The 22,894-nt window shown below is 30.1% G+C and carries 19 protein-coding genes (1 of these 19 only partly in view); 8 read left to right on the top strand and 11 right to left on the bottom strand.

Annotated features, from left to right (window positions below; all coding sequences use genetic code 11):
* Positions 1-95 precede the first annotated feature (95 nt).
* The 4 genes from KM029_RS24625 to KM029_RS24610 all read right to left on the bottom strand — a co-directional run bounded on the left by KM029_RS24625 (position 96) and on the right by KM029_RS24610 (position 6,919).
* Positions 96-3,749: an AAA domain-containing protein gene (locus KM029_RS24625; RefSeq protein ID WP_144077066.1), complete on the bottom strand. Its 3,654-nt coding sequence runs from the start codon at positions 3,747-3,749 to the stop codon at positions 96-98.
* Positions 3,750-4,102: 353 nt separating this feature from the next.
* Positions 4,103-4,849: a hypothetical protein gene (locus tag KM029_RS24620; RefSeq protein WP_144077065.1), complete on the bottom strand. Its 747-nt coding sequence runs from the start codon at positions 4,847-4,849 to the stop codon at positions 4,103-4,105.
* Between the two features lie 194 nt (positions 4,850-5,043).
* Positions 5,044-5,934 carry a ParB N-terminal domain-containing protein gene (locus tag KM029_RS24615; protein ID WP_144077064.1) on the bottom strand — a complete coding sequence of 297 codons (891 nt, stop codon included), beginning with the start codon at positions 5,932-5,934 and terminating at the stop codon, positions 5,044-5,046.
* Positions 5,927-6,919, bottom strand: coding sequence for a ParA family protein (locus KM029_RS24610; RefSeq protein WP_126617067.1), 993 nt, complete (start codon positions 6,917-6,919; stop codon positions 5,927-5,929). Before KM029_RS24610 ends, KM029_RS24615 begins: the two co-directional genes overlap by 8 nt.
* A gap of 1,805 nt (positions 6,920-8,724) precedes the next feature.
* Here KM029_RS24610 and KM029_RS24605 point away from each other — a divergent pair.
* The 5 genes from KM029_RS24605 to KM029_RS24585 all read left to right on the top strand — a co-directional run bounded on the left by KM029_RS24605 (position 8,725) and on the right by KM029_RS24585 (position 13,361).
* Positions 8,725-9,888: a replication initiation protein gene (locus tag KM029_RS24605; RefSeq protein WP_144077063.1), complete on the top strand. Its 1,164-nt coding sequence runs from the start codon at positions 8,725-8,727 to the stop codon at positions 9,886-9,888.
* Positions 9,889-9,965: 77 nt separating this feature from the next.
* Positions 9,966-11,021, top strand: a complete 1,056-nt coding sequence (locus tag KM029_RS24600; RefSeq protein ID WP_158631252.1) for a BamA/TamA family outer membrane protein — start codon at positions 9,966-9,968, stop codon at positions 11,019-11,021.
* Positions 11,022-11,134: 113 nt separating this feature from the next.
* Positions 11,135-11,947 carry a helix-turn-helix domain-containing protein gene (locus KM029_RS24595; protein ID WP_144077061.1) on the top strand — a complete coding sequence of 271 codons (813 nt, stop codon included), beginning with the start codon at positions 11,135-11,137 and terminating at the stop codon, positions 11,945-11,947.
* Between the two features lie 51 nt (positions 11,948-11,998).
* Complete coding sequence (locus tag KM029_RS24590; RefSeq protein WP_144077060.1) at positions 11,999-12,439, top strand: hypothetical protein; 441 nt, start codon at positions 11,999-12,001, stop codon at positions 12,437-12,439.
* A gap of 43 nt (positions 12,440-12,482) precedes the next feature.
* A complete protein-coding gene (locus KM029_RS24585; RefSeq protein WP_144077059.1) occupies positions 12,483-13,361 on the top strand; it encodes an alpha/beta fold hydrolase in 879 nt (292 codons plus the stop codon).
* Positions 13,362-13,416: 55 nt separating this feature from the next.
* Here the strand turns inward: KM029_RS24585 and KM029_RS24580 are convergent, their stop codons facing one another.
* Together KM029_RS24580 and KM029_RS24575 are read right to left on the bottom strand one after the other, a co-directional pair.
* On the bottom strand, positions 13,417-13,554 hold the full coding sequence (locus KM029_RS24580) for a hypothetical protein (RefSeq protein WP_158631251.1): 138 nt from the start codon (positions 13,552-13,554) through the stop codon (positions 13,417-13,419).
* 428 nt (positions 13,555-13,982) lie between these two features.
* Complete coding sequence (locus KM029_RS24575) at positions 13,983-14,381, bottom strand: hypothetical protein (protein ID WP_144077058.1); 399 nt, start codon at positions 14,379-14,381, stop codon at positions 13,983-13,985.
* A 562-nt stretch (positions 14,382-14,943) separates the two neighbouring features.
* Here KM029_RS24575 and KM029_RS24570 point away from each other — a divergent pair.
* Positions 14,944-15,117 carry a hypothetical protein gene (locus KM029_RS24570; protein WP_158631250.1) on the top strand — a complete coding sequence of 58 codons (174 nt, stop codon included), beginning with the start codon at positions 14,944-14,946 and terminating at the stop codon, positions 15,115-15,117.
* 150 nt (positions 15,118-15,267) lie between these two features.
* On the top strand, positions 15,268-15,585 hold the full coding sequence (locus KM029_RS24565; RefSeq protein ID WP_144077057.1) for a hypothetical protein: 318 nt from the start codon (positions 15,268-15,270) through the stop codon (positions 15,583-15,585).
* Here the strand turns inward: KM029_RS24565 and KM029_RS24560 are convergent.
* The 3 genes from KM029_RS24560 to arsA all read right to left on the bottom strand — a co-directional run bounded on the left by KM029_RS24560 (position 15,582) and on the right by arsA (position 20,893).
* On the bottom strand, positions 15,582-18,155 hold the full coding sequence (locus tag KM029_RS24560; protein ID WP_144077056.1) for a DUF5916 domain-containing protein: 2,574 nt from the start codon (positions 18,153-18,155) through the stop codon (positions 15,582-15,584). The genes KM029_RS24565 and KM029_RS24560 overlap by 4 nt on opposite strands.
* A gap of 211 nt (positions 18,156-18,366) precedes the next feature.
* Complete coding sequence (locus tag KM029_RS24555; protein WP_144077055.1) at positions 18,367-19,080, bottom strand: metallophosphoesterase family protein; 714 nt, start codon at positions 19,078-19,080, stop codon at positions 18,367-18,369.
* Positions 19,081-19,129: 49 nt separating this feature from the next.
* The gene (gene arsA / locus KM029_RS24550; protein WP_144077054.1) at positions 19,130-20,893 is read right to left on the bottom strand and encodes an arsenical pump-driving ATPase; all 1,764 of its coding nucleotides are present in this window, start codon (positions 20,891-20,893) and stop codon (positions 19,130-19,132) included.
* 82 nt (positions 20,894-20,975) lie between these two features.
* On the opposite strand from arsA, the gene KM029_RS24545 reads away from it, so the two are divergent.
* Positions 20,976-21,509, top strand: a complete 534-nt coding sequence (locus tag KM029_RS24545; RefSeq protein WP_144077053.1) for a hypothetical protein — start codon at positions 20,976-20,978, stop codon at positions 21,507-21,509.
* 39 nt (positions 21,510-21,548) lie between these two features.
* Here the strand turns inward: KM029_RS24545 and arsB are convergent, their stop codons facing one another.
* Both arsB and KM029_RS24535 read right to left on the bottom strand, forming a co-directional pair.
* Positions 21,549-22,625 (bottom strand): ACR3 family arsenite efflux transporter, encoded by a 1,077-nt coding sequence (gene arsB, locus KM029_RS24540; RefSeq protein ID WP_144077052.1) that lies wholly within the window; start codon positions 22,623-22,625, stop codon positions 21,549-21,551.
* Between the two features lie 15 nt (positions 22,626-22,640).
* Positions 22,641-22,894 carry the 3' end of a low molecular weight phosphatase family protein gene (locus KM029_RS24535; protein WP_144077051.1) on the bottom strand. The gene runs 355 nt beyond the window's last position, so only the last 254 of its 609 coding nucleotides appear in the window; its start codon lies off the right edge, out of view; it ends in the stop codon at positions 22,641-22,643.

Here is a 22,894-nt window from a genome sequence, read left to right as displayed (position 1 = left end):
TAACTTTAAACTGTACGTTATTATGTACAATACAGCTCAAAAATATCCTCATTGACTTTAAAAATTGATGATTAATTAGAAGTGTGGTATTCTTACTAAGGTAAAATAGTGATTAGTTCTTCTTGCTTAGAAGCGATAAAGTGAGTCAGTTTTTTTACCTCTCCTTCCACATCTTGCCACCAATTTGTAGACCAAATTCTGTAAGTGACAATTCCATGTCGAGCTAAAATTTCTTCTCGGTGTAAATCATATCTATACGACTCATTACTAGCATGATACTCCTTTCCATCACATTCTAAAGCTATTATAGGGCTTCCATCCGTGTCTTTTAACATGAAATCTATGTATAAACCTCCTAATTTATAATTTATTTCAATTTGATCTTTTGGATAAATTGATGTTATAAAAGTAGATAACTCCCTCTCAAATAGGTGTTTACTTTGATGTTTAACCACTAAGTTTTTAGCTTCTGGCACATGATTTCTAAGCGTGTTTAAAATTTGCTCCCTTTCTTCATCATTCCTTTCAGAACAAGCTTTAGCATAAGCAATATAAGCGTACAAAATTGCTTTACCATTATTACCTGCTATCGCAATCTCTTGTGCATAGCTGCTATATACTTCTGTAGGAAAAGATGTAAATACATGCATTTCTTTTTTTGCTCTGGTAACAATTACATTAAGTAATTTGTAACCTTTTTCTATATTATTTAGCTGCCCAAATAACTGTCTAAATACTCCCTCTTTGTTCTTACCAAAAGTTGTTGATAATAAAATAATGTCTCTTTCATCACCTTGAATATTCTCTAAATTTTTAATAAAGAAACCATCCGCAATTAAACGTTGCATTTTATTATTAAATTGTGCAGAGTATTCGCACTCTTTATATATATGGTCCCAAATAACATTTCTCTGCTCCATATTAAAGGTCGCTATGCCTACAGAAAGATAATTCTCTCTAAAATCTTCTTCTAATGCCTTTAAATATTCTAGAATACATTGTGCTTCGTCACCATTTGATCTATCCTTATAACTACCATCTACTTGATGTAGTGTGATTGGAGAATACTCATCTACATTTGGCATTGGAATTAATCGAGTGCCATAAAATGCAGCATTAGAAAAATCAATCAAATGTGGGTGCTGAGATCTATAGTGAAAATCTAAATAAGAAAACTTAAAAGCCGAATTTTGAGCAAATGTAAGTAGAGAATCACTTTCTGCTAAAACAACATCGCTCTCTTCTTCCTCTTCACCTAACAATACATCTCCTCCTTTAGAAAAATAACTAGAAGGAGGCATCTGATGTACGTCTCCTGATATTATCTTGTGCTTACCTCTTAACATCGCTGCAAAAGCATCCTCTAAGCGCATCTGAGAAGCTTCATCAAAGATGACCACATCATATAATTCTGCTTGCATTGGAAGTATAGAACTACATACTACAGGGTTTACCATTGTAATAGGGAAAAATGCAGTGAATAATTCAAACTCCTTATCCAATATCTTTCTTAAGGATGTTTTTGCACCATGAACCTTGTTCTTCCTATAATTAAATAAGAGTTTTAATTCTTGTTTAGTTTTCCCTAAAAGAGTTTTCTTAATGTACTCTCCATGTTGTTGTACGATAAATTTAGCTTGCTCTCTTTTAATTTCCTCTGTTAGAGCTTGTACTTGATGAAGTAATTGATTGTCTTGGTTTTGTTCTGCATCAATTTGTTCTTCTACATGCATTAATAACGCATTAAAATACCAATATTTAAAAGTTGCATTCCAATCTTGGACTTCAGTATTAATAAATAGATCTAATAACTTATTTGCATTTTCTTTCTCTATTGAGAATTTGAAATGTCTCCAATTGTGGTATTCTTTATAATTTAAAATGTTTGAATTTAAACAATTTAAAATTTCTATGCACTCATTTAAATAGTCTTTTATCAAATCGTAATGTACAAATAGATATTCTTTCTGCTTACCACCTATAATCTGATCAAATTCCTTAGCAAAAGAAAACATTTTTAACTGCAATTCTTTTGTAGTACTTCTCATTAATTTTAACCTACTGCTAAAAATAGATTTTAAATAAACTAGCCAATTATTAGCTACTCCTTTTTCATAAAAGTCTATACCATATTTTTGTTCAGCGCTATCAAAACTATTTCCTATAGTACTAATTGTAGTATTCATTTCTTCTATAAAAGAAATTATTTTTAAACGAGCAGCTTGATTATATTTTTGTTTAAACAGGCTATCGTCAAGTTGAGTTATTGTGCCTTCTAAACCTGCTATACTTTTATATAAATAATCTGCATCTTCTATAAAGGAAGTTAAAGTATCAAATTCTTGTAAGGTAAAATACAGTTCATTTTTAAAGCCCATTTGTTGGACTATTGAACGGTCTGCAATTGAATAATTTACTAGTGTTTCTGCAATAGCATCTTTCCACGTATAATCGCCTAAAACATTAATTGTAGCATTTGTATATTTTGTACGTAGGTTATCTTTTACTTTTTCGTACTTATTTCGAATCGATTTATAATTAGAAGTGTTTATTGTAACAGAAGCTACATCTGTTTTTCCATCAACAATTTCTCTAATTGCATCTACTATATATTTCCGATCTTTATTTACATCATCAATCACAGCACATAAGTGTCCTAAACCTAATTCAGATAAATTTGATTTAAGGACTTCAAGTGCCGTTTTCTTTTCACATACAACTAAACATTTTGCTTTATTCTCTAAAGCATTAGTAAGTATAGCTGTTAACGACTGACTTTTACCTGTACCTGGAGGTCCTTGTATTATTAGTTTCTTTTCAGTTGATAAAAGATGAATTAAACGTTCTTGACTAGGATCAACAGTTATTGAGGTAGTAGAAAATTTTTGATATGTCTTACCTCTGTAGTCCATTTCAAATTCTTCGTAGTTATCTTGGATTTCTTTTAAATCAGATATAATACTTTCCCTTTGTGCTTTATATATTCCTAAAACACCGCTCCATGAAATCCAAGGTTTATCTTTCTGGGTAATTTTATCTAAACTTTTTTTATCAGATAGTGCTTTTAATTCACCGTTCGTTTCTTGTTGCTCTACACCTAAAATAGATAAAGTGGCATTAACTACCTCTAGAATTTCATCTCTATCAATTATACCATCAGCAAGCATTTCTTCTGAAATAGGAGGTAGTTTTAATCCATCAAATTCAGATTCTATAAACGATCTTAGTTGTGCATTTATTAATACAGAATGTTCTTCATTTCTAGTAATTGTCCAATTAGATATACTCTGAGGATCTTTATTTAAGTCTACTCTCCAAATAAAAAGAGGTGCACAAACCACCTGTTTATTTACTTTTGGATTTCTGAATACCAACATAGGATACCCAAACCCTAAACTATTTACTCCATGATCCTGATAGTCTGTTTTATAATCAATGTGTATATTTTTAAGCTTTCTAAATACTTTTTCATTCAATAATTCTCTTTCTACTTTATCATCATTTTCTAATTGTTGATAAGTAGCCCCAATAGTAAAATTAAATTGTTGTTTTGAAGTTAATGTTGCTATAAAATCACTCGATAAATTATTCTGTAAAGAATTCAAATCAGTAATGTCTAATCTACTTCTAGAATTTCCAGGAACTGCATTTAAATGTATGGCTCTTAAATTTCCAACTTTTAATTTTTGTTCTAAGGTTTTAACTAAGGCTTTACTATATTTTATGGGTTCTGTTTTATCTTCAATCATCTTAAAAATTCAACTTAAGTCGAGAATTAAATCGTGGTATATCTTATGTAAAAATAAAGAATTGAAAGGGTATAGGCATAGTATAATCATTCTATCATTTACATATTAACCTATATTAAGTAGGTTGTTTTTCTATTATTTTTACCAATAAAGTTATTTCAATCTATTTGTCCACTTACATTTTTTCTTCGTGAAAAAGAAAAGGTACCAATTTGGTACCTTATAAAAACCCTATGTTTTTTTTAGTTTATTTAATTAGTTATACGTAATTAAAAACTTTATATAAAATCAGTAATTTAATTAGAGAAAAAGAAAGGTACCAAATTGGTACCTTATGAAAATTATTGAAAGTATTAAAATCCAATACTCTTATCTGGATTAAATTTTTGAAATAAAACGTATGCCTCATCTGGAGGAATATTAAAATAGTCAACCAACATTTTTACATTATTTACTTCTCCATCTCTGATTAAAGAAATAATTTTATTTCTTTTTTCATCAACTTTATCTAAAAAATTATCTGGAGTTGATGTGTAAGAATGGTTTATAGAGGTAGCAACAAATGCAAGTAAAAATAAAATAAGAGAAAATAACCTAAAACTATTTGCTGTTATTTCAGCTTCTCTTGTCTTTGTATTGATAACCAATAATAAGTCACTTCTTTTTCCTTCTAAACGTTTTAATTGTTTTTGAGAATCTAAAAATGTTTGATATTTTGCCCAATTTGTTTTCCCGTTGATAGTATGCTTTGCAGATAGGTTGATCGTTTCTTGGACAGTATTTATTTGCTTATCTAATATTTCTGTAGTAGGTATACCTGATATATTCTTAGCATGAACTAATTGTCCATTCCATTCAGCATAAAAAACAATACTAATTAAAGTTACAGCTAGGATAATATATTGATTAATACGGCCTGTTTTTTTAAAATATTCTATTAATTGATACGTATAATGATGTGCTAAAAAGACAATAAAAACAGAGATAAAGCTTGCTAAAATAAGTGATGTATGTACACTGAAAAATAAAAAAGTTACATACGTACTATAAAGCATCGATACTACTATAAGCGAGTAATCGATAATTTTTACGGGTTTCATTATTTTAATTATATTTGGATTGAAACAAATGTAGATAGTTGAGGTGAGATGCGCCTATCTACAATAATTAGCAGTAATTACTAAATGAGATTTGTTATTGGGTAGCCAGAGATGACTACCCATTTTTTTATAAATGTTGAAGTAATAGTTCTGCAACAATCTATACATACTAAATACCAATACTCTTGTGAGTTTTATTGGATATCTAATTTATACTTTTCTATTAGTTCTTTTACCGACTCTTCCATCGATAATTTTTCTACCTTACCCAATTCTTTTTCTAAAGGAGTATCAATTAATGTTCTAATTGTTTTATTGACTTTATTAAAAGTAAATGGTTTTGGAGTATTATTAATTGCTCTTGTAGTACTTTTAGATGTAGAAGGTTGTAAAGGTTCGATGCCTCTTAGGTAATCTTCTAAGTCAGATACATTCAATACTTCAGATGCTAAAGCTTTTAATGCGTCTTCAAATTTTGATTGAGTAACCGCTATTTCACCATCAAAATAAGAATGCTTAAATGCATCGCTCACTTGATCTAAAATTTCTGCAATTCTAGCATCCCGAATAATAGTACTTTTTCCTACTCCATAATCTTTCGCTAACTGATCATAAAGTTTACCATCTCCAGTTTTATTACCTTGCTTTCCTTTGTTGGTTAAGTAATGATGTCCTCTATAAAAAGACATCTCTCTTTTAGAAAGATTACGTTTTCCAACCTGATTTTTAATCATCCAAAGTTTAGCATCATCAATATTATCAATATCAACAATTACTTCTTCAAACTCATAACCATAATCAGCTCCTCCTAATTCTTCACAAATTTCATAACGGTTATGTCCGTCTAATAAGACTTTCTGACCATTATCCATAAAGAAAAAAGTTAAAGGGTCACGTACACCTTCACTCTCAATACTTGTTTTTAGATTTGATCTTTCAGACTCTGTTAAAGGTCGGATCCACCGTTTTAATTCTTCTAATACATGAATTTTATCAGAAGACATTTCTTCTTTTTTTGAACCGATTAATTTTGAAGATTTATTGTTATCCGGTAAAAAATCTCCAATGTTTATTCCATTAGACATACTCTATAATTTCTTTTGCCAAACTAACATGCTCATCCATTGCTTTTTTAATACCATCTTTCTCTTGTTTCTTTAAAGATTCGTCTTCAAAAAGAGTAAAAATGTCTTTTCCAAATAATGGACCTTTATTGTAAGCCATATCACGTACAGCTATTTCTGTATCAAAAACTCTATAATTAGTAGAACGTAAAGCTTCTTTATACTTATTCATATCCTTAGTTCTACCTGTTTTAGTAAACAAGAAACCCAATACTTCTAAATTAGGGTTTTCTTCTTTATAATCATTAATATGACTCAAAACATTATTAATCCCTCTAAAAGCAAATTCAGAAGCATCTACAGGAATTAAAGCTCTATTCGAAGCAATTAGACAGGCATCATTAGAAATTAAGGCAAAAGAAGGAGATAAATCGAAAAAGATATAATCGTACTCATTCTCCAATTTATCAATTACATTTCTTCTTACTAATTTATAAGACGAAGGTCCTGAATTTCTATTTAATGTTTTATTAGTAAAATCAAGATTAGTAGTAGAAGGAATAATGTGTAAGTTTTCCTGATATTGTAAAATTGAATCATTTACATCACACTTTCCTTCAATGATATCGGACAACTCCTTGCCTTCAAAAAACTGAGCATCTTTATAACCTAGATGTTGTGTTAAGTTTCCTTGAGGATCAGCATCAATCAAAAGTACTTTTTTTCCTAATCTAGATAACCCTGCTCCAAGATTACAAGCAGTTGTAGTTTTAGCAACTCCACCTTTATTATTAATAATTGAAATTACTTTAAACTTATCTTTAAGTTTTAAACCTAGTGGGGTTAGTACTTGTATTAACTTTTCAATGTACTCTGGTTTTAAATTTTGCTCACCATTTAGGGCTTTATATAGAGATCTTGTCGGTATTCCTGCTTTTTTTTCAACAACAGAAACTTTCAACATTTCATTTTCTCTTAAAAAATCGAGTATGTCTTTTTGTGTCATGCTTACTATTCTATGTATTTATCTTATAACAAAGGAAAGATAAAATTTTATAAACACAAAAGAATAAAGTTATTATTTTCACTATTTATACATAAAATACAACTACATAGATAATATTTTACCTTTTAATGATCTGTATCATACAAAAAATGTACTAAAATATAATTTTCATAAAACTTTCAACTTCATCAACTCCTAGTAATTAGACCGTAAATATTTAAGAATACCAGTAGGTTGACAGAATATCAATATAAATTCTTTAATACAAGTACCTTTACTCAAGGTATAGTAAATAGACCATAACTTCAGTTCTATTTTGATAATCTGTTTTATAAATAATGTTACAAAATATCATATTTAGAATAATCATAGTGAGTAGACCATATAATACAAGGAGTTTGCATTAATAATTCTAACTATAAGTTTTAATTAAGTTAAATACGAGTAGTTTTCTCTTAATACTAGTTCTTAGACCATAGATGTATTTAAAATTCCTGAAGAAAAAAGTAAATCTTAACTAAAAATATATATTTTGCTTATATAGTATTTATATATACTTATTATTTATAGTGACTGTAACTAACTGGAATACTGTATTTTACAGACATAAACTATAGTAGTAAGACCATATTAATACAAGTATTCTACTCCAATACTACTAGTACTTAGACCTTTTAATACGAGTAGATTGCATTAAACTATAGTAGTTTACTTAAAAGCATAGTTGATAGACCATAAATTTGATGATACTAAATATTTAGTGAACAATATACTTCAAAACAAAATAGGTCTAATAATAGCCTTAATCAATGATAATCAGTACTATACTAATTTAATACGAGTACTTAGACCATACTGATACAAGTAGTTTACATTCTAGAGAAGCTTATTCTAATTTTTAAAAGGATTTTTATTGAAAAACTATAGTAGTTTACTCTTAATACGAGTACTTAGACCATATTTATAGTACAATAGATATAAATATCAGTAGAGAATTAATCATAAAATATATACTCTTGTTATATAGTATTTATATATACTTATTATTTATAGTGACTGTAACTAACTGGAATACTGTATTTTACAGGCGTAAACTATAGTAGTAAGACCATATTAATACAAGTACTCTACTTCAACACTACTAGTACTTAGACCTTTTAATACGAGTAGATTGCATTAAACTATAGTAGTTTACTCAAAAACATAGTGAATAGACCATATTTATAGTCTTTGAATAAATTCAGTACTTTAAAATGCTAGAAAAGGTTTATAAATAGACTAAGCTGGAATACTTTGACAACTAATTCTTATTCTTTCAATCAAAATTATAGATTTAAATACAAGTACCTTTTCTTAATACTAGTAGTTTCACCATAAAATTTGATATTAATAATAGTAATTTGGATATACTTTTTATTAATACTAGTGAGTAGACCATATAATTAAAGAAAATTATAGCATCTGAAGCTATTTTAATGTGTAAACTACTTGTCTTTAGATTTTCGAGTTAAATTCTTCTTCTAATTTAATCCATTTCATGTCTAAGAGTTATAAATACAAGTAGTTTACTTTCTTAATCCTAGTGGATAGACCATAATAAATCGTAAATACAAGTATAAGTCCAATATTTTATATTAATTTTCTTGTAAATACTAAAGCAAGTCCGTATATATGTGTGGACTTATACTTGTAATTAAGACTTAAAGTACCGATTACAGTAGAAACATATCATTAAATAAAAAAAGTATGGTCTAAGTACTAGTAAGTAAACATTTCTACTAGTAGTTGATCTTGATATTAGCCTTATGGACAATATTTTAACTAAAGTATGGGTGAAACGTCATAATAACTTAGTACGTGCTCACCAAAAGACAACATTAAGTTTAACAGCTCAGAAGCTTTTACTTTTTGCCTTTACACATAAAGAGCAAGAAGTAGATAAAGTTTTGGAGTTTCGTGTTGCTGATTTTTTAGGTAGAAATCCTGGGGGAAAAGATATTAAGAATATAGATCAAGCTTGTGACGAATTATCTTCTTCTAAAATTAAAGATGGAAGTGGTATTACGGACAATGACTATGACTCTAAAGACTTTAATAGAAAATACATTACTTTATTCGATACCATTGAAATTAATAAAACTAGGGTTTCGTTTAAATTTAATAGAACATTTAAACAATATTTAGGTCCATCGTCTAACTACACTCAATATTTATACAGTAACCTTAAAGACATGAGATCACCACATGCTGTACGCTTGTATGATTTCATTACTGGAGGTGTTGGTAAGTATGATAGACGCAAAGTTGAATTGAACGAACTGAAGAGCGTTTTAGGGGTTAGTACAAAGAAATCTTACAATGTGTTTAACACATTTAAAAATTCTGTACTAGAACCAGCCGTAAAAGGGATAGATAAAACAACTGATATCCATTTATCTTATGAGCCTATTCGTGAAAGAGGACGTAAATACACTCATATCATTTTTTATTTTCATAAAAAGAAAGTCCTTCCTAAACTCAATGATTTAGAAGTAACTAATGCTGATGGTTTAACGCCAGAAAATGCAGCAAAAGTTGATTCTATGCGAGCGATGAATTTATCAGATGTGATTATTCAAGCAACGATTAAAGAGTTATTAAATCAACAAAAAGAAAGTGTCTTAGAGGATATCGAGGATGCTGAGGTAGTGACTTCTACAATTGGACAACAAGATTTATTTAGTCAAAAAGCTACACCTACTACAGAAACTACAGCAAATGATTTTGATTCTAAAGTTAAAAAAATAGAATTACGCCTTTCTGAACTTGGTTTACCCAAGAATACGATTCAGCTTGCTGTAAAAAAGTATAAACTGAATCCTAAATTAAAGATTTGGATAGAGATGAATAATCTTAAAATGGCCGTTAGAGATGGTCAACCTTTTCCAAATAAACATACTTTAAAAAAATGGATTGAAGAAAACGACTAAATTTCTATCCACTATCATTATTTAAATAGACCTAAGATTCATTGATAAAATATTATTTATTACTGCTTTTTATTGCTATGTTTTTTTCTGAGCATGCAATAGGGCAGAGCGATTCTACATATTGTTACCGTAATAACTTTATTCCTACACCAACATTTACACATACTCCAGAGAATGGAAGTATTCTTGGAGTTGCTGGACTATATCAGTTTAAAGTAGATAAAGCTGATGAAATACTACGGGCATCTTATGCACATTTATGGTTAGCCTTCAATTTAGAAGGTAAATTTTATGGAGATATGAGGTACAATATTTATACACGTAACAATAAGTTTTACTTAGAAGGAGCTGTATCACATGATTATATTTATGATTACTTCTATGGAATTGGTTATAATGCAAATAACACGTTACAGAACAATATAAACTTTAAGTCTACGTATCTTTTTCAGAAAGTATTGTACAATGTTGGTAACAACAACTATTTGGGTTTACAAGGTACATACGAAAAAAATGATGAATTTAATGTTACAGGAAACCCTATTGAAGGACCTCTTCTTAATGGTTTTACTCCTTATCAATTAGTGGGTATGGGTGGTTTATACGTTAATGATGAGCGTAACAGTAGAGTTACCCCTACAGAAAAGCATTACTTTGAATCCTCTATAATGTCGTATTCAACAAAATACGGTAGTGATTATAATTTCATGTCTGTAGTAGTAGATTATAGACGTTATATCCCTTTAAATACTGATTATAATATTCTAGCAATCCAGGTAAAGACTGATTTTACAATAGGAGATGCACCAATACAAAAACTTGCTATGGTAGGTGGTAAACAAATAGGTAGAGGATATATTTCTGGACACTATAGAGATAACCATGCATTACAAGCACAAACAGAGTATAGAACCGACTTATTTTGGCGATTAGGTGCTGTAATTTTTGCCTCAGGTTCTGTTATAGCTAATGATGTGAACGATCTATCTACTTATTCTAAGGTACTTGTAGCAGGTGGAGCAGGACTACGTTTTAATATTAATAAGAAAGATAAATCAAATATACGCTTAGACTTGGGAATGAATAACCGAGGAGAAACAGGCGTTTATATCGGTTTTGGAGAAGCTTTTTAAGTCATCTAAACGATTATTTCAAACATAAATACTACTATTCTACAGCTTGTTAAGCTTATTGGAATGTTTTATATTTGATAAGTAACCTGAATAACCCATTTAAAATTAACCTTTTGAAAAAATCATTTATTATCCATAAACCTACAAATCCGCTTTTGGAGAGTTTTGTTGATTATTATTTTTATGTAGATATTTCTGTTAAAGAGTTGGCTTTAAAGGATGAATATATTTTACCTTTTCCAAGGATTACATTTGGTTATTTTTTCGACCATCCATTTCTCGTAACCAATAATAATATAAATGAGTCGCAAGAAATAGATATGATAATATCTAAGATTTCGACGAATAAGATAACTGTTAAACCCATTTCGGATAGAGTTAGAGTAATTGGAGCACATGTTAGGCCTTATGCCTTAGCGGCACTTACAGAAACAAATATTTCAACTCTTCCATGGTTGATTGATACAATCTCTTTATTTAAAGACAAAGCAAAAGGGTTTAGAGAAAAAATTAATAATTGTAAGAACCCAGAAGAGATGTTTGTTGAAGTGGATAATATCTTTTTTGAAACTCAATTGCCTGATAAAGATTTGAGTACTATTATTAATGCTGTTGAGCTTATTGAAAATAACAGAGGTAACATTGAAATAACAAAGGTTGCCAATACAATTGGAGTATCTGATAGAACATTAAGAAATCATTTTTATAAACATGTAGGATGCTCACCAAAAGAATACATTAATTTATTAAAATTAAAACAGTCAGTGAATCAAATGAAAAATGAAGATGAGTCCTTAACTACAATTACTTATGCACAGAATTATTCAGACCAGGCTCATTTTACAAATTCAGTGAAGACAATTACAGGATATTCTCCAAAGGAAATTCAGAAAAAGATTACTGATTTCCGATTTCTACAATTTTAAACTTAATTATTTTCGGAAGTTTGTGATTATCAATCAAATAATTATAAATCTATGAAAAGAAAGAGCACTCTCAAATTACATATCATTGCTACAGCAGTTGCATTATTTACAATCAGTTCATTTTTTATTATTTCTTTATATGCTGAAATAAAAGGTGATCAAGAATTTATTAAAACAGTTAAATCAATTGTGTTATACTGTTTACCAATACTTTTAATGGCAATGCCAACACTCTCGATTACAGGGAATACGTTAGCAGGGAAATCAAAAAATGTAATTGTTTTAAAGAAGTTGAAAAGAATGAAATTAGTGATGTTCAACGGTATTATTTTAGTCTCATTAGCTATATTCCTTTATTATCGTTCTCATTATATAGCAATTGATTCTACTTTCATGATTGCACAAATAACAGAGTTTATATTTGGCCTTAGCAACCTTACCTTAATTGGATTGAATGCCAGGTTAGGTTTAAAATTATCTCGAAGAATCTAAAAATACACATTTAATTACCCATCAATTTAAATCTCAATTTGTTATGAATTTATCAACTCAAAAAATTACAGAAAAAAAGTGGCTAGATAGAAAGGAATACCCTTTTGAAAGTAACTATATAAAATTACCTGTAGGTAATATGCATTATTTAGACGTTGGTGAAGGAGATCCAATTGTTATGGTACATGGTAACCCAGGATGGTCATTCGAATTTAGAAAGATCATTAAAGAGATGTCTAAAACCAATAGATGTATTGCCGTTGATCATATAGGTTTTGGTTTATCTGATAAACCATACGACTGGGATTACTTACCTAGTAAACATGCAGAAAATTTAGAAATGTTATTGGATAGCTTAGACCTCAAAAATATAACTTTAGTTGTAAATGATTGGGGAGGACCTATTGGTTTATCTTATGCTATTAAACATCCTGAAAAAATTAAAAAAATTGTAGTGATGAATTCATGGATGTGGTCTGTTGAAAATGAAGACCATTTCCAGAAGTTTAGTCAGTTTATGGGGGGACCGATAGGAAAATTTTTGACCAAGAATTTTAATTTCTTTGGTAAGATTGCTTTAAAAACGGTTTTAGGTGATAAAATAAAGCTTTCAAAACATATCCACAAACACTTTTATGCCCATTTAGAAACAAAAGAAGATAGGAAAGGATGTTATGTTTTTCCTAAACAAATAATTGAAGCTAGTGATTGGTTTAATAGCCTTTGGGAGCAAAGAGACAAAATTATGGATATTCCGATGGTAATTTTATGGGGCATGAAAGATACAGCATTTAGAGAAGTTGAGTTAAATTATTGGATCGATAACTGGAAGAATCCAGAGGTTATTAAGTTAGAAAGAGTTGGTCATTTTCCACAAGAAGAGGATCCAGAGTCCTTAATTAAAGTGTTGAAAGAAGCTTAAAACATGATAAAAAAATAAAGAGGTCATTTTATTATTATAATAAAATGACCTTTTGTTAAGCCTTTTCAGATTTTTTCTTTTTCTCTGTTTTAGTTTCAGTAGCTTCGTTTGTAGCTTCTACTTTTGTTTCTTCAACTTGTTGTAAAGTAGATGGTGCTGCTTTAGCTCTTCCGTAATTTTTAACTTGTCTCATTGGTGTGAGTTATTTAGTTTTATAATTAGTTTTACTTATTTAAGTATTACGAAATATACAGAAAGAATTTTTTATCTCCTAATAATAAGCTCTTTAGTAAAGTCTTTTTAATAAAAAAGGAGATAGAAATTAATCTACCTCCTGTTTGTGAAAACTATATTTTAAAGTGATCTTTCTATTATAACAAGTATTGCCATAAATGCCACTATTGTAATCGGATTAATAATCTCGTCGATAAAATTAACGATTTTCTTCATATTAGTTCATTTAGATGAATAACCTAGCAAGGCCCTATAAATACTATAGCTGTTGTAACTAATACGTTCAAAATTATCGAAAAGATGAATTATTTAATCAAAGTATGTTAATTAACAAGTTATATGTAACGTTGTTTTTTATGATTCTACTTAAATAAAAATCACAAAAAGCTAATCAATGTAAGTGTCGATTTTCTTAATCGCTTTACTATTATTTTTTTCAACTACATTTAAAACGATCTGATATTCTCCTTTTGCATATTCAGGAATGCTATACTGTGCATGGAACGTTCCTTCATCAAATTGATCATAAATAAATGAAGCTCTCCATTGTTTACTTTCCATAGCAGAAAGTTCTAACGGATGAATATCTACTTTTATATATCCCATCTCTAAGTATTGAATATCAGCAATAACTTCTAGTAAATGAGACTGTTGATTTGAGTTAGTAACATTAGCATACATGTCTTTTATTTCTGTAAAAGAGGCATTATTTACATCGTGTTGGCTACAAGAGGTAACACTCCAAAGCGTACAAATAAGTATAATAAACTGTATAATTTTCTTCATATAATTTCGCTAATGCCATTAATTAATTTGACTACTACTTATATAGTCGCATTAAAGACCTAAAAGGTTGACTTTTAAATGATTTCTTAACTTTTTTATTGATTAACAAAGTGAATAATAAGTTTTTTAACCTTATTAAATCACATTTTAAGCTAGTAGAAGTAATTTATACTATGTAATAAATTATGTTTAGACTGATGAGTAGAGTTTGAAGCAAAAATTATTAATGGTAGTACAATTTACAAATCATAATGTTCTGATTATCAATTATAATATATAGTTTTTTTGCTTAAAACCAATAATAAAAGTAACTGTTAAACGAGTATTCTACTCATCAAAAAAATAAAACTATTCCCATAGTTTTGTATCATAATCGAAAACTACGCCTATTGGATAACTTTTTTTTAACTTAAAATACAGGAGTAAAATTGTCATTTCTCTTGTTTACTATTCTCTTAAAAGTATCCAATTTTAATATAAAAATTAGTTTCGCTTTTTCAGAAGAATCTTTCAGTACAATAATTTTTTATTGTATTGCATTTATAACTAAAATTTAATTAAAATGATAGCTAAAGTAAAGTACACGGTGGAACGAAAGTATTCTGGAACAATTTCAGTAATCTGTAAATCAACTGATTCAAATCAGGTCATCATTAACAAAGCAAAAAGTGTTTTAAGAACTTCCGGACACAAAGAAAGTGACATTAATAATCTTAATGTACTAAGTAGAGCATAATGTCTAATTGCTCATGGTAAAGATTATCACGAAAAGAACTTCCAGACTATGCTCCATTTCGTGATAATCTTCTTTTAGAAATAGTGATATTTTTTCATGCATGTTATTATAAAGTGACAGTCGTACTTAACTACATTTTATCTACTATACATGAAAAATTTATTTTTATCAGTAATTCTATTTGCTTGTGGGCAATATTTATTTGCAAATGAACCTATCGTTGCAAAACTTGAAAACCGTTCCGTTACAATACATACAATCGAAGCACTAAATAATGGATTGTATACCTTATCTTATAGTTATAATGGTGGTAGAACGGCTGCAATTGTATATCAAGGATACAATGAATTAGAAAGTGCAGTTTCTGAAAGTACCATTTCTCATTTTTTAGATTCAGCAGAAGAAAGCGTTCAAAATGAAAACGAAATCCATACTTTATCGCAATTATTTAATGGGGTAATTGATTAGATTCTACTTAATTGTTTTTTTAATTGCTGATAGTCTAAGAAATAGGTTAACCGTATGGAAACGGTATTTAGTTGGGGTTCAGTCCACATTTCTTGCATATTCTGAGAGAAATTATAATCAGCATTATAGCTAGAAGAACCTAATTCATTTCGCCACATTGCAGTAAGAAAACTTCCGGGTAAGAATTCCCAGCTATAAGACATCTCAAGATCGAAAGTATTATAATTGGTATTTTGAATTGGGTTACCATTCTCATCTATATCAGTATAGTCTGTAGGGAATAAATCACCTTCTTTAGATAATTGGTAGAATTCATCATAATTTACCCTTCTCCAATAATGTCTTAAACGTAGTTTTAACGACATTTTTGGAGTGAAATAATATTTTGAAGTAATGTTATTTTCAAAGGTTTTTACATCTCGATTTCCATAAATTACTTGGTCTACACTACCATTAGAGGTATATAATGTTGTAGTGTAGCCTTTTTCATCTCTTTGATTATTCCATGATACAGAATGGGTAAGATCAAACCTATCAGTAGCTCTATAAGTTTGAGAGTAACTGATATAATTATCAAGTTGTTGGTATTCTGGTCGGTTCCAATAACTCAAACGTAAACTACCATAATATTTTTGTCTGTCATCAGAAGTTATAGTTATTCCACCATTATTAGAAGCATATTCTTTAAAATAATATCCCTCTTCTCTAGGTCCAAAGTAATCATAAGATAAACCTGGATGATAAGCCATATCAAAATTAAAACTCCAAAAGTTATTAAAAAGTAGGTAGCCATCACCCCAAATTCTTTTTGTTATATTGTCTTTTGTACTGTATAACCAATTTTGGTTATAACCGAGTCTCAACCAGTATTTTTGATAAAAATTTGTAGCAATAAATTCATGGTAGGATACATCTGTACTAGCATAGATCTCATTATTAGAACTATTGTACCCCATATCATTTGGGTTGTAAGTATCGGATTCAATATTTAAAGAACCCCAATACCGCCAGTTACCACTTACTTTACCACCGCTAGTTGAGATTTTGTGCCCTAATAAGGTATATGATGATATTTCTTCTGTTTCTGTATATTCAGAAGGAAAAAATTCCTGACTTAAAGATCCAAAAGCATTTAGTTTGTAGGTATTTGTTCTATCAAAAAGTTGCATGTCTAAAGACGATACGTTTGATGATTTGTAGTCGTCTCCTCTGTAAACGTTATTGTTCATTACACCAACCTTAGAATTATTGGGTAAACTTTGCTCTATTGAAATCATATTAAAATTAGTGAGTGGGTCAGCCATAACTTCACGTCTTTCACCCGTTACACTATCTTCAATAATTGCATACGTTTCGTTTGTGATAGAATTTAAAATACCAATACCTAAACCCTTTTCTGTTATTCCAGTTAGCTTGGTATTGTTGACAATTGGAGCATCTGTAGGTTTGTATTTATAGCTTTCATTTTCAAGTAATAAATTATCGGAAGATGTAAAATGATTTTGCCCAATTCGCCTAGAATAAAATTGATTATGTTTATTGAAAATGGTAGTTCCTTGTGTAAAGAATTCACGAAATTCTCCATACTGGACTTCATAAGCAGATAAATTAAGCACTTCATTATCGGCTTGTACTTGAGAGAAATCAGGTACTAAACTGACATCTAAAGTAAAGCTTTGCCCTAAACCGACTTTAATATCGGCTCCTCCAGAAAATGTATTTGCAACTTGCTCAGCTCCTTGTTTGCTCATTGCTACATTACTAATGTAAGGCGACAAGGATAAACGGAGTGGGGGAGTTAGATCATATAATCCTCTTAAAGTACCAAATTGATTTACATAGCCTGATTTATTGGCATCAATCGGGTTCCAATAGGTTACTTCTCCGGTACGAGCAATCACTCTTCCAAAATTTACCCCCCATATTTGTTCATTTCCATTTGGCATTCTTAATGCTCTGTAGGGAATTGCCATTTCTACCGCCCAACCATCTTCATTAACTTTTACTGCACTGCTCCATATTTCATTCCAATTGCCATCCCAGCCAGAAGTACCCTGTATTCTATCACTTTGCACTCCAGATGCACTTACTACAAATTCATAAGCATCTTGTTGTGTGTTATAGGTATCAAATGAAGCAATAAAGAAATCGCCGCCATTCCCACCTGAATCTCTTTCGCCCATATTTGTTCTAATAGAATCTGGAGCAGTGTCGTATAATTGAGCACTTATGTAAATTGCGTAGTTATCATACGCTATCTGAATCTTACTTTTTTGAGAAGATAGGGTATTATTATTAGGAGAGTTTTGTATAAAATAGCCTTCAGAAATATATTTGTTGTCCTCTTTTTTATCAAATAGCATGGTTGTATTACCTGCTGTTAAGTCATTTAAATTGTAAGGGTCGCTCCAAACCTGATCATCTAATATGCCGTCAATTTTAGGAGCATCGGCAGAAGGCCAAGCATAAATATTTTTTCTTGAGTGTTGCTGTTGGGCATTAATTATGTGCGGAATGCATATAAAAAATACAATACAGAATTTGGTGAAGTTATTTATTAGGGATAACATGTTAGTAAATTGTTTGCTTTATTTAGTACATACAATTTCACTGTTCTACACGCCTTATCCAATACTTTTATAGAACCTTAAGTTAACGTTTTAAATATTGTATTTTTTTGACAAATAACTTTTTAGAATATAGGGGTTTTAATAGAAGAAACAGACAATATCTACTTAATCAATATTGTCTGTTTTTATAATGAAAATAGTGAACTAATTATTATTTTGCTTTAAATAATAAATCGGCAAATCGATCTTCAAATTCACTTTCTAAAACGGCATCAGCAGCTTTCTGAACGTCATAATCAAAACGTTTAAAATCAATTTGTAAACTATCTGATTTATCTGATTTGTAAGTATCATTTATAGTCAATATTGCGTAACAACCTTGTGGGTTTCCATCCTTTGGTTTACCTATAGAACCTACATTAATAACATGTAAAAATTTTCCTTCTGAAGAAATAATGCGATGATAAGGTTTATGTGTATGTCCGCAGAATAAAACATCTGCTGTGTTATCATGCATCATTTGAATGACTTCTTTTTCAGGGTAATCTTCAACAAGATAATCATTAATAGCTTTTGTACTTCCGTGTACTAATAGAAGAGCTGCCTTTTTTTCTTCTAATTTAATTTCTCGTGGAAGCTTTAATAAGTAATCAAGATGTTCTTTTTTAAGGTAACTTTTGGTTATACTTCTATTAGAATGTTCTCCTTCTATATCCGGAAAACGCTGTGCTTCATCATGGTTGCCTAATACACAAGGAATATCATTTTGAATAAAAAAATCAATAATCTCTTTAGGCCAAATATTGTACCCTACTAGATCACCTAAACAATACATTTTATCTACATTTTGAGTAGCAATATGTTCTTGGAAAGCTTCGAATGCAGGTAAATTAGCGTGTATATCAGAAAAAATAGCAATTTTCATAATTGGAAATTAAAAAGCACAAGCAGCATAAACTACTTGTGCATATATATTATACTTCTTGAGTTGATTGAATGATTGATGGTAAAATTTTATCTTCAACTAAATAAGGAAGCGTTACAATCTTATCGCTTACTTCGTTATTTAAACTACTTATTAAGGTATTTTGATGCGTTGCTCTTTGTTTTAAAATAGGGTCTTTTATTGCACCTGTTAAAGATAAATCTTGATTTACAACCCAAGCATAAGGAGTAATTCCGGCTCGTTTTAAATCACCTTGTAAGCTCATGGCTTCACGAATAGGTGTAGTTTCTGCAAGCGTTACAATCACAACTTTAGTTACTTTAGGGTCTTGAATCATCATAAATGGAGTGGTTAATTTACCAGAATCTCCTTTATCATGTTTCATTACTTCTTTATGGTAGCTTCCTGTGGTATCTAAAAGTAATAAAGTATGTCCAGTAGGCGCAGTATCAATTACTACAAACTGTCTTTTTGCAGCTCTTGTGACTTTCGAGAAAGCATGAAAAACCGCTACTTCTTCTGTACATGGAGAGTTTAAATCTTCTAAGATTAATTTCTTCTGTTCATCAGTTTTTCCAGCACCTCTGTGCACCATCACTTTATCAATATAACGTTGTTTTTCAACCCTAGGGTCAATACGTTCAACAGTCAAACTCTCTGGAACTTCATCTAATTGTTCCATAAAGTCAGATAAATGAGCTGCAGGGTCTGTAGTTGTTAGCGTAACCTTATGTCCTCTTTGTGCCAACATTACAGCAATAGCAGAAGCAGTTGTTGTTTTACCAACACCACCTTTTCCCATTGTCATAATTAAACCTTTTCCATCTTTAGAAAATTCATCTACTAAAGAAGTTAGATTATTTAATTGATGTCCTTGGCTTTCTTCAACTCTTTCCTCGGATAAAATATCCGTTTGTTTTGTTTTTGAAAAGACAGAACGAAGTTTTTCTAATCCTAAAATATTATAAGGTAATAAAGGAAAATCCTCTTTTTCAAGTTTTGCTAAATGCTTAGGTAATGTTTCAATCGCAGCCTTTGATTTATCAGCAATTTTAACCGCAATTTCATCAGTATTATCAACTGGAGAAAATATACCATTGATCAATAATTTCTGATTATCCATTCCCAGCTCAAATAATTCTTCACTTGTTCTGTCAGCTTCTTTTAAAGATGCAGCATCTGGTCTAGCTACAAGAAAGAACGTTGTTTGTTTGGGATCTCTTAGCGTATCAACAACATTTTTGTAACGTAAATGATTACTTTTTAAAGCTGTTGATGGACCTATACAAGATGCACCTTCATTATGATCTAAGAAAGAACTCCAAGCTTCTGGTAATTCTAACAAGCGTAATGTATGGCCTGTAGGAGCAGTATCAAACACAACATAATCATATGCTTCATAACTTGCCTCACCTGATATAAAACGCGTAAATTCATCAAAAGAAGCAATCTCTACAGTACACGCTCCAGACAATTGCTCTCTTACTTTATTTTTATATGCAGGTGTAGCTAACATTCCTAAAGAAGATATCGCTCTATCTTTGTATGCCTCACCAGCATGTTCAGGATCAATATTTATTGTTGATAATTGAGGTAAAACAGTGTGTTTCTTTATAACATCACTTACATCTGTAGCCAAAACATCAGATAGGTTAGAGGCAGGATCTGTACTAATTAATAAAACTTGTTTTCCAGCATCTGCCAATTGTACGGCAACTGCACTAGATAAAGATGTTTTACCTACACCACCTTTACCAGTAAAGAACAAGAATTTTGTATCGTTAAATTTCATGATTTATCTTTATATATATTCCATCGAATAAATCAAATAATTTACTCGAAGAACTTAATTTTAAACTAAACAATAAAAAGAGATGCTTCGCTTAGCGAAATATACAATACTCCTTTTTTTACCACTTCTATTTTCAGCTCCTATGTTTGCACAATCTACTGTAACATTTGATAGGATGAAAGTAGCAGAGTGGAAAGGAAGTGCAATTGGAGACTGGGGTTATTGGTCTGGTCGAGAACCAGGAAATATCGATATTGATTTTGATGAATCTCGCAATATTGCTGTTCTACATTATCCTAAATACACCTTCTATTTTATTCAGCTAAAATACGAAGGAATGTCATTTGAGGAAGAAGATACCTATGTCTACAATACTAAATTTATAATAGTTCAACATAAAATAGGTGAGTCTCCAACACTTACAGAAGAACTAATAAGAAATTCTGTTACTCAGTCTGGAGAGATAACTTTTAAGAACCGCACTTTTAAAAAAGTCTCTAAAAAAGGAATTAAAGGCTTGAAGAAAAATTTGGAAGTATCTTTTTATATTGATGATACGAATAAGAAATTCTGTTATATCAAATCAATTGATAGTTATCTCACAAAGTTATATTAAAAAGTTAGGCAACATTAGAGCAGCTGCCTAACCTTTGATTTATTTTGTATAATATTTTTTTCTAAACCAGAAGGCTAAATTTACAAGAGCAATCAATGCAGGAACCTCAACCAAAGGTCCTATAACTCCTGTAAATGCTTGGCCAGAATTAATACCAAATACACCAATAGCAACTGCAATAGCCAATTCAAAATTGTTACCTGTTGCCGTAAAAGCTATTGCTACATCTTTTTCATAATCAGCACCAAAGTATCTTGCTAATAAGAAGCTAAACACAAACATAATTACAAAATAAATTACTAATGGAATGGCAATACGCACAACATCCATTGGTATCTCAACAATCATTTGCCCTTTTAAAGAGAACATTAATACAATTGTAGATAATAGTGCAATTAATGTAATAGGAGAGATAGTAGGAACAAATTTAGTATCGTACCACTCTTTACCTTTTGCTTTTACTAAGATCTTACGACTCAAAAAACCTGCAATAAAAGGAATACCCAAATAGATAAATACACTTTCGGCAATTTGAGGCATTGTAATGTTTACTTCTAAACCGTCGTAACCAAAAAGTGGAGGTAAAACAGTAATAAATACATAAGCATATACACTGTAAAATAACACTTGGAAAATACTATTTAAAGCAATTAAACCTGCCGCATATTCTGAGCTTCCTTCAGCAAGGTCATTCCAAACAACTACCATTGCAATACAACGTGCTAAACCAATTAAGATTAAGCCAGTCATATACTCAGGATAATCATGTAGAAAGATTAAAGCCAGAGCAAACATTAAAATTGGTCCAACTATCCAGTTTAAAACCAAAGAAACCGAAAGTACTTTTACATTTTTAAATACTTTACCCATTTCTTCATATTTCACTTTTGCCAATGGTGGGTACATCATTAATATTAACCCAATAGCTAAAGGAATATTTGTAGTTCCAACAGACATATTATTTATGGCGTCAGCTCCAGCAGGAAAGAAATATCCGATACCTACACCAATTGCCATTGCAAGAAATATCCATAGTGTTAAATAACTATCTAAAAAGGATAATTTTTTAGGTTGCTTTTGCGGACATAATGGATCCGCTTCAATAGATTTATTCATGATTCGGTTTAATAATTATATTTTTGAAAAGGCATAAAGTAATTCTCTAGCAACTTGACGACACCTTTCATCGTATTTTGCTTCTTGCTCTGGAGTACCATCAAATGCTTTAGGATCTTCAAATGGTAACGAAATGCGTTCTGCACCAAAAATTATTGGGCAATTAGCATCTGCATGATTACATGTCATGATTGCACCAAACCCATTCTGAGGATTAAAAGGATTATCGTATGTTTTAGAAAAACCAATTATTGCAGGTTGATCTTCAT

The organism is Flammeovirga kamogawensis, from assembly GCF_018736065.1.
In the GTDB taxonomy this organism is placed as follows: domain Bacteria; phylum Bacteroidota; class Bacteroidia; order Cytophagales; family Flammeovirgaceae; genus Flammeovirga; species Flammeovirga kamogawensis.
Note: the sequence above shows the minus strand (reverse complement) of the source record. Positions and strands in the feature narration are given on the sequence as shown.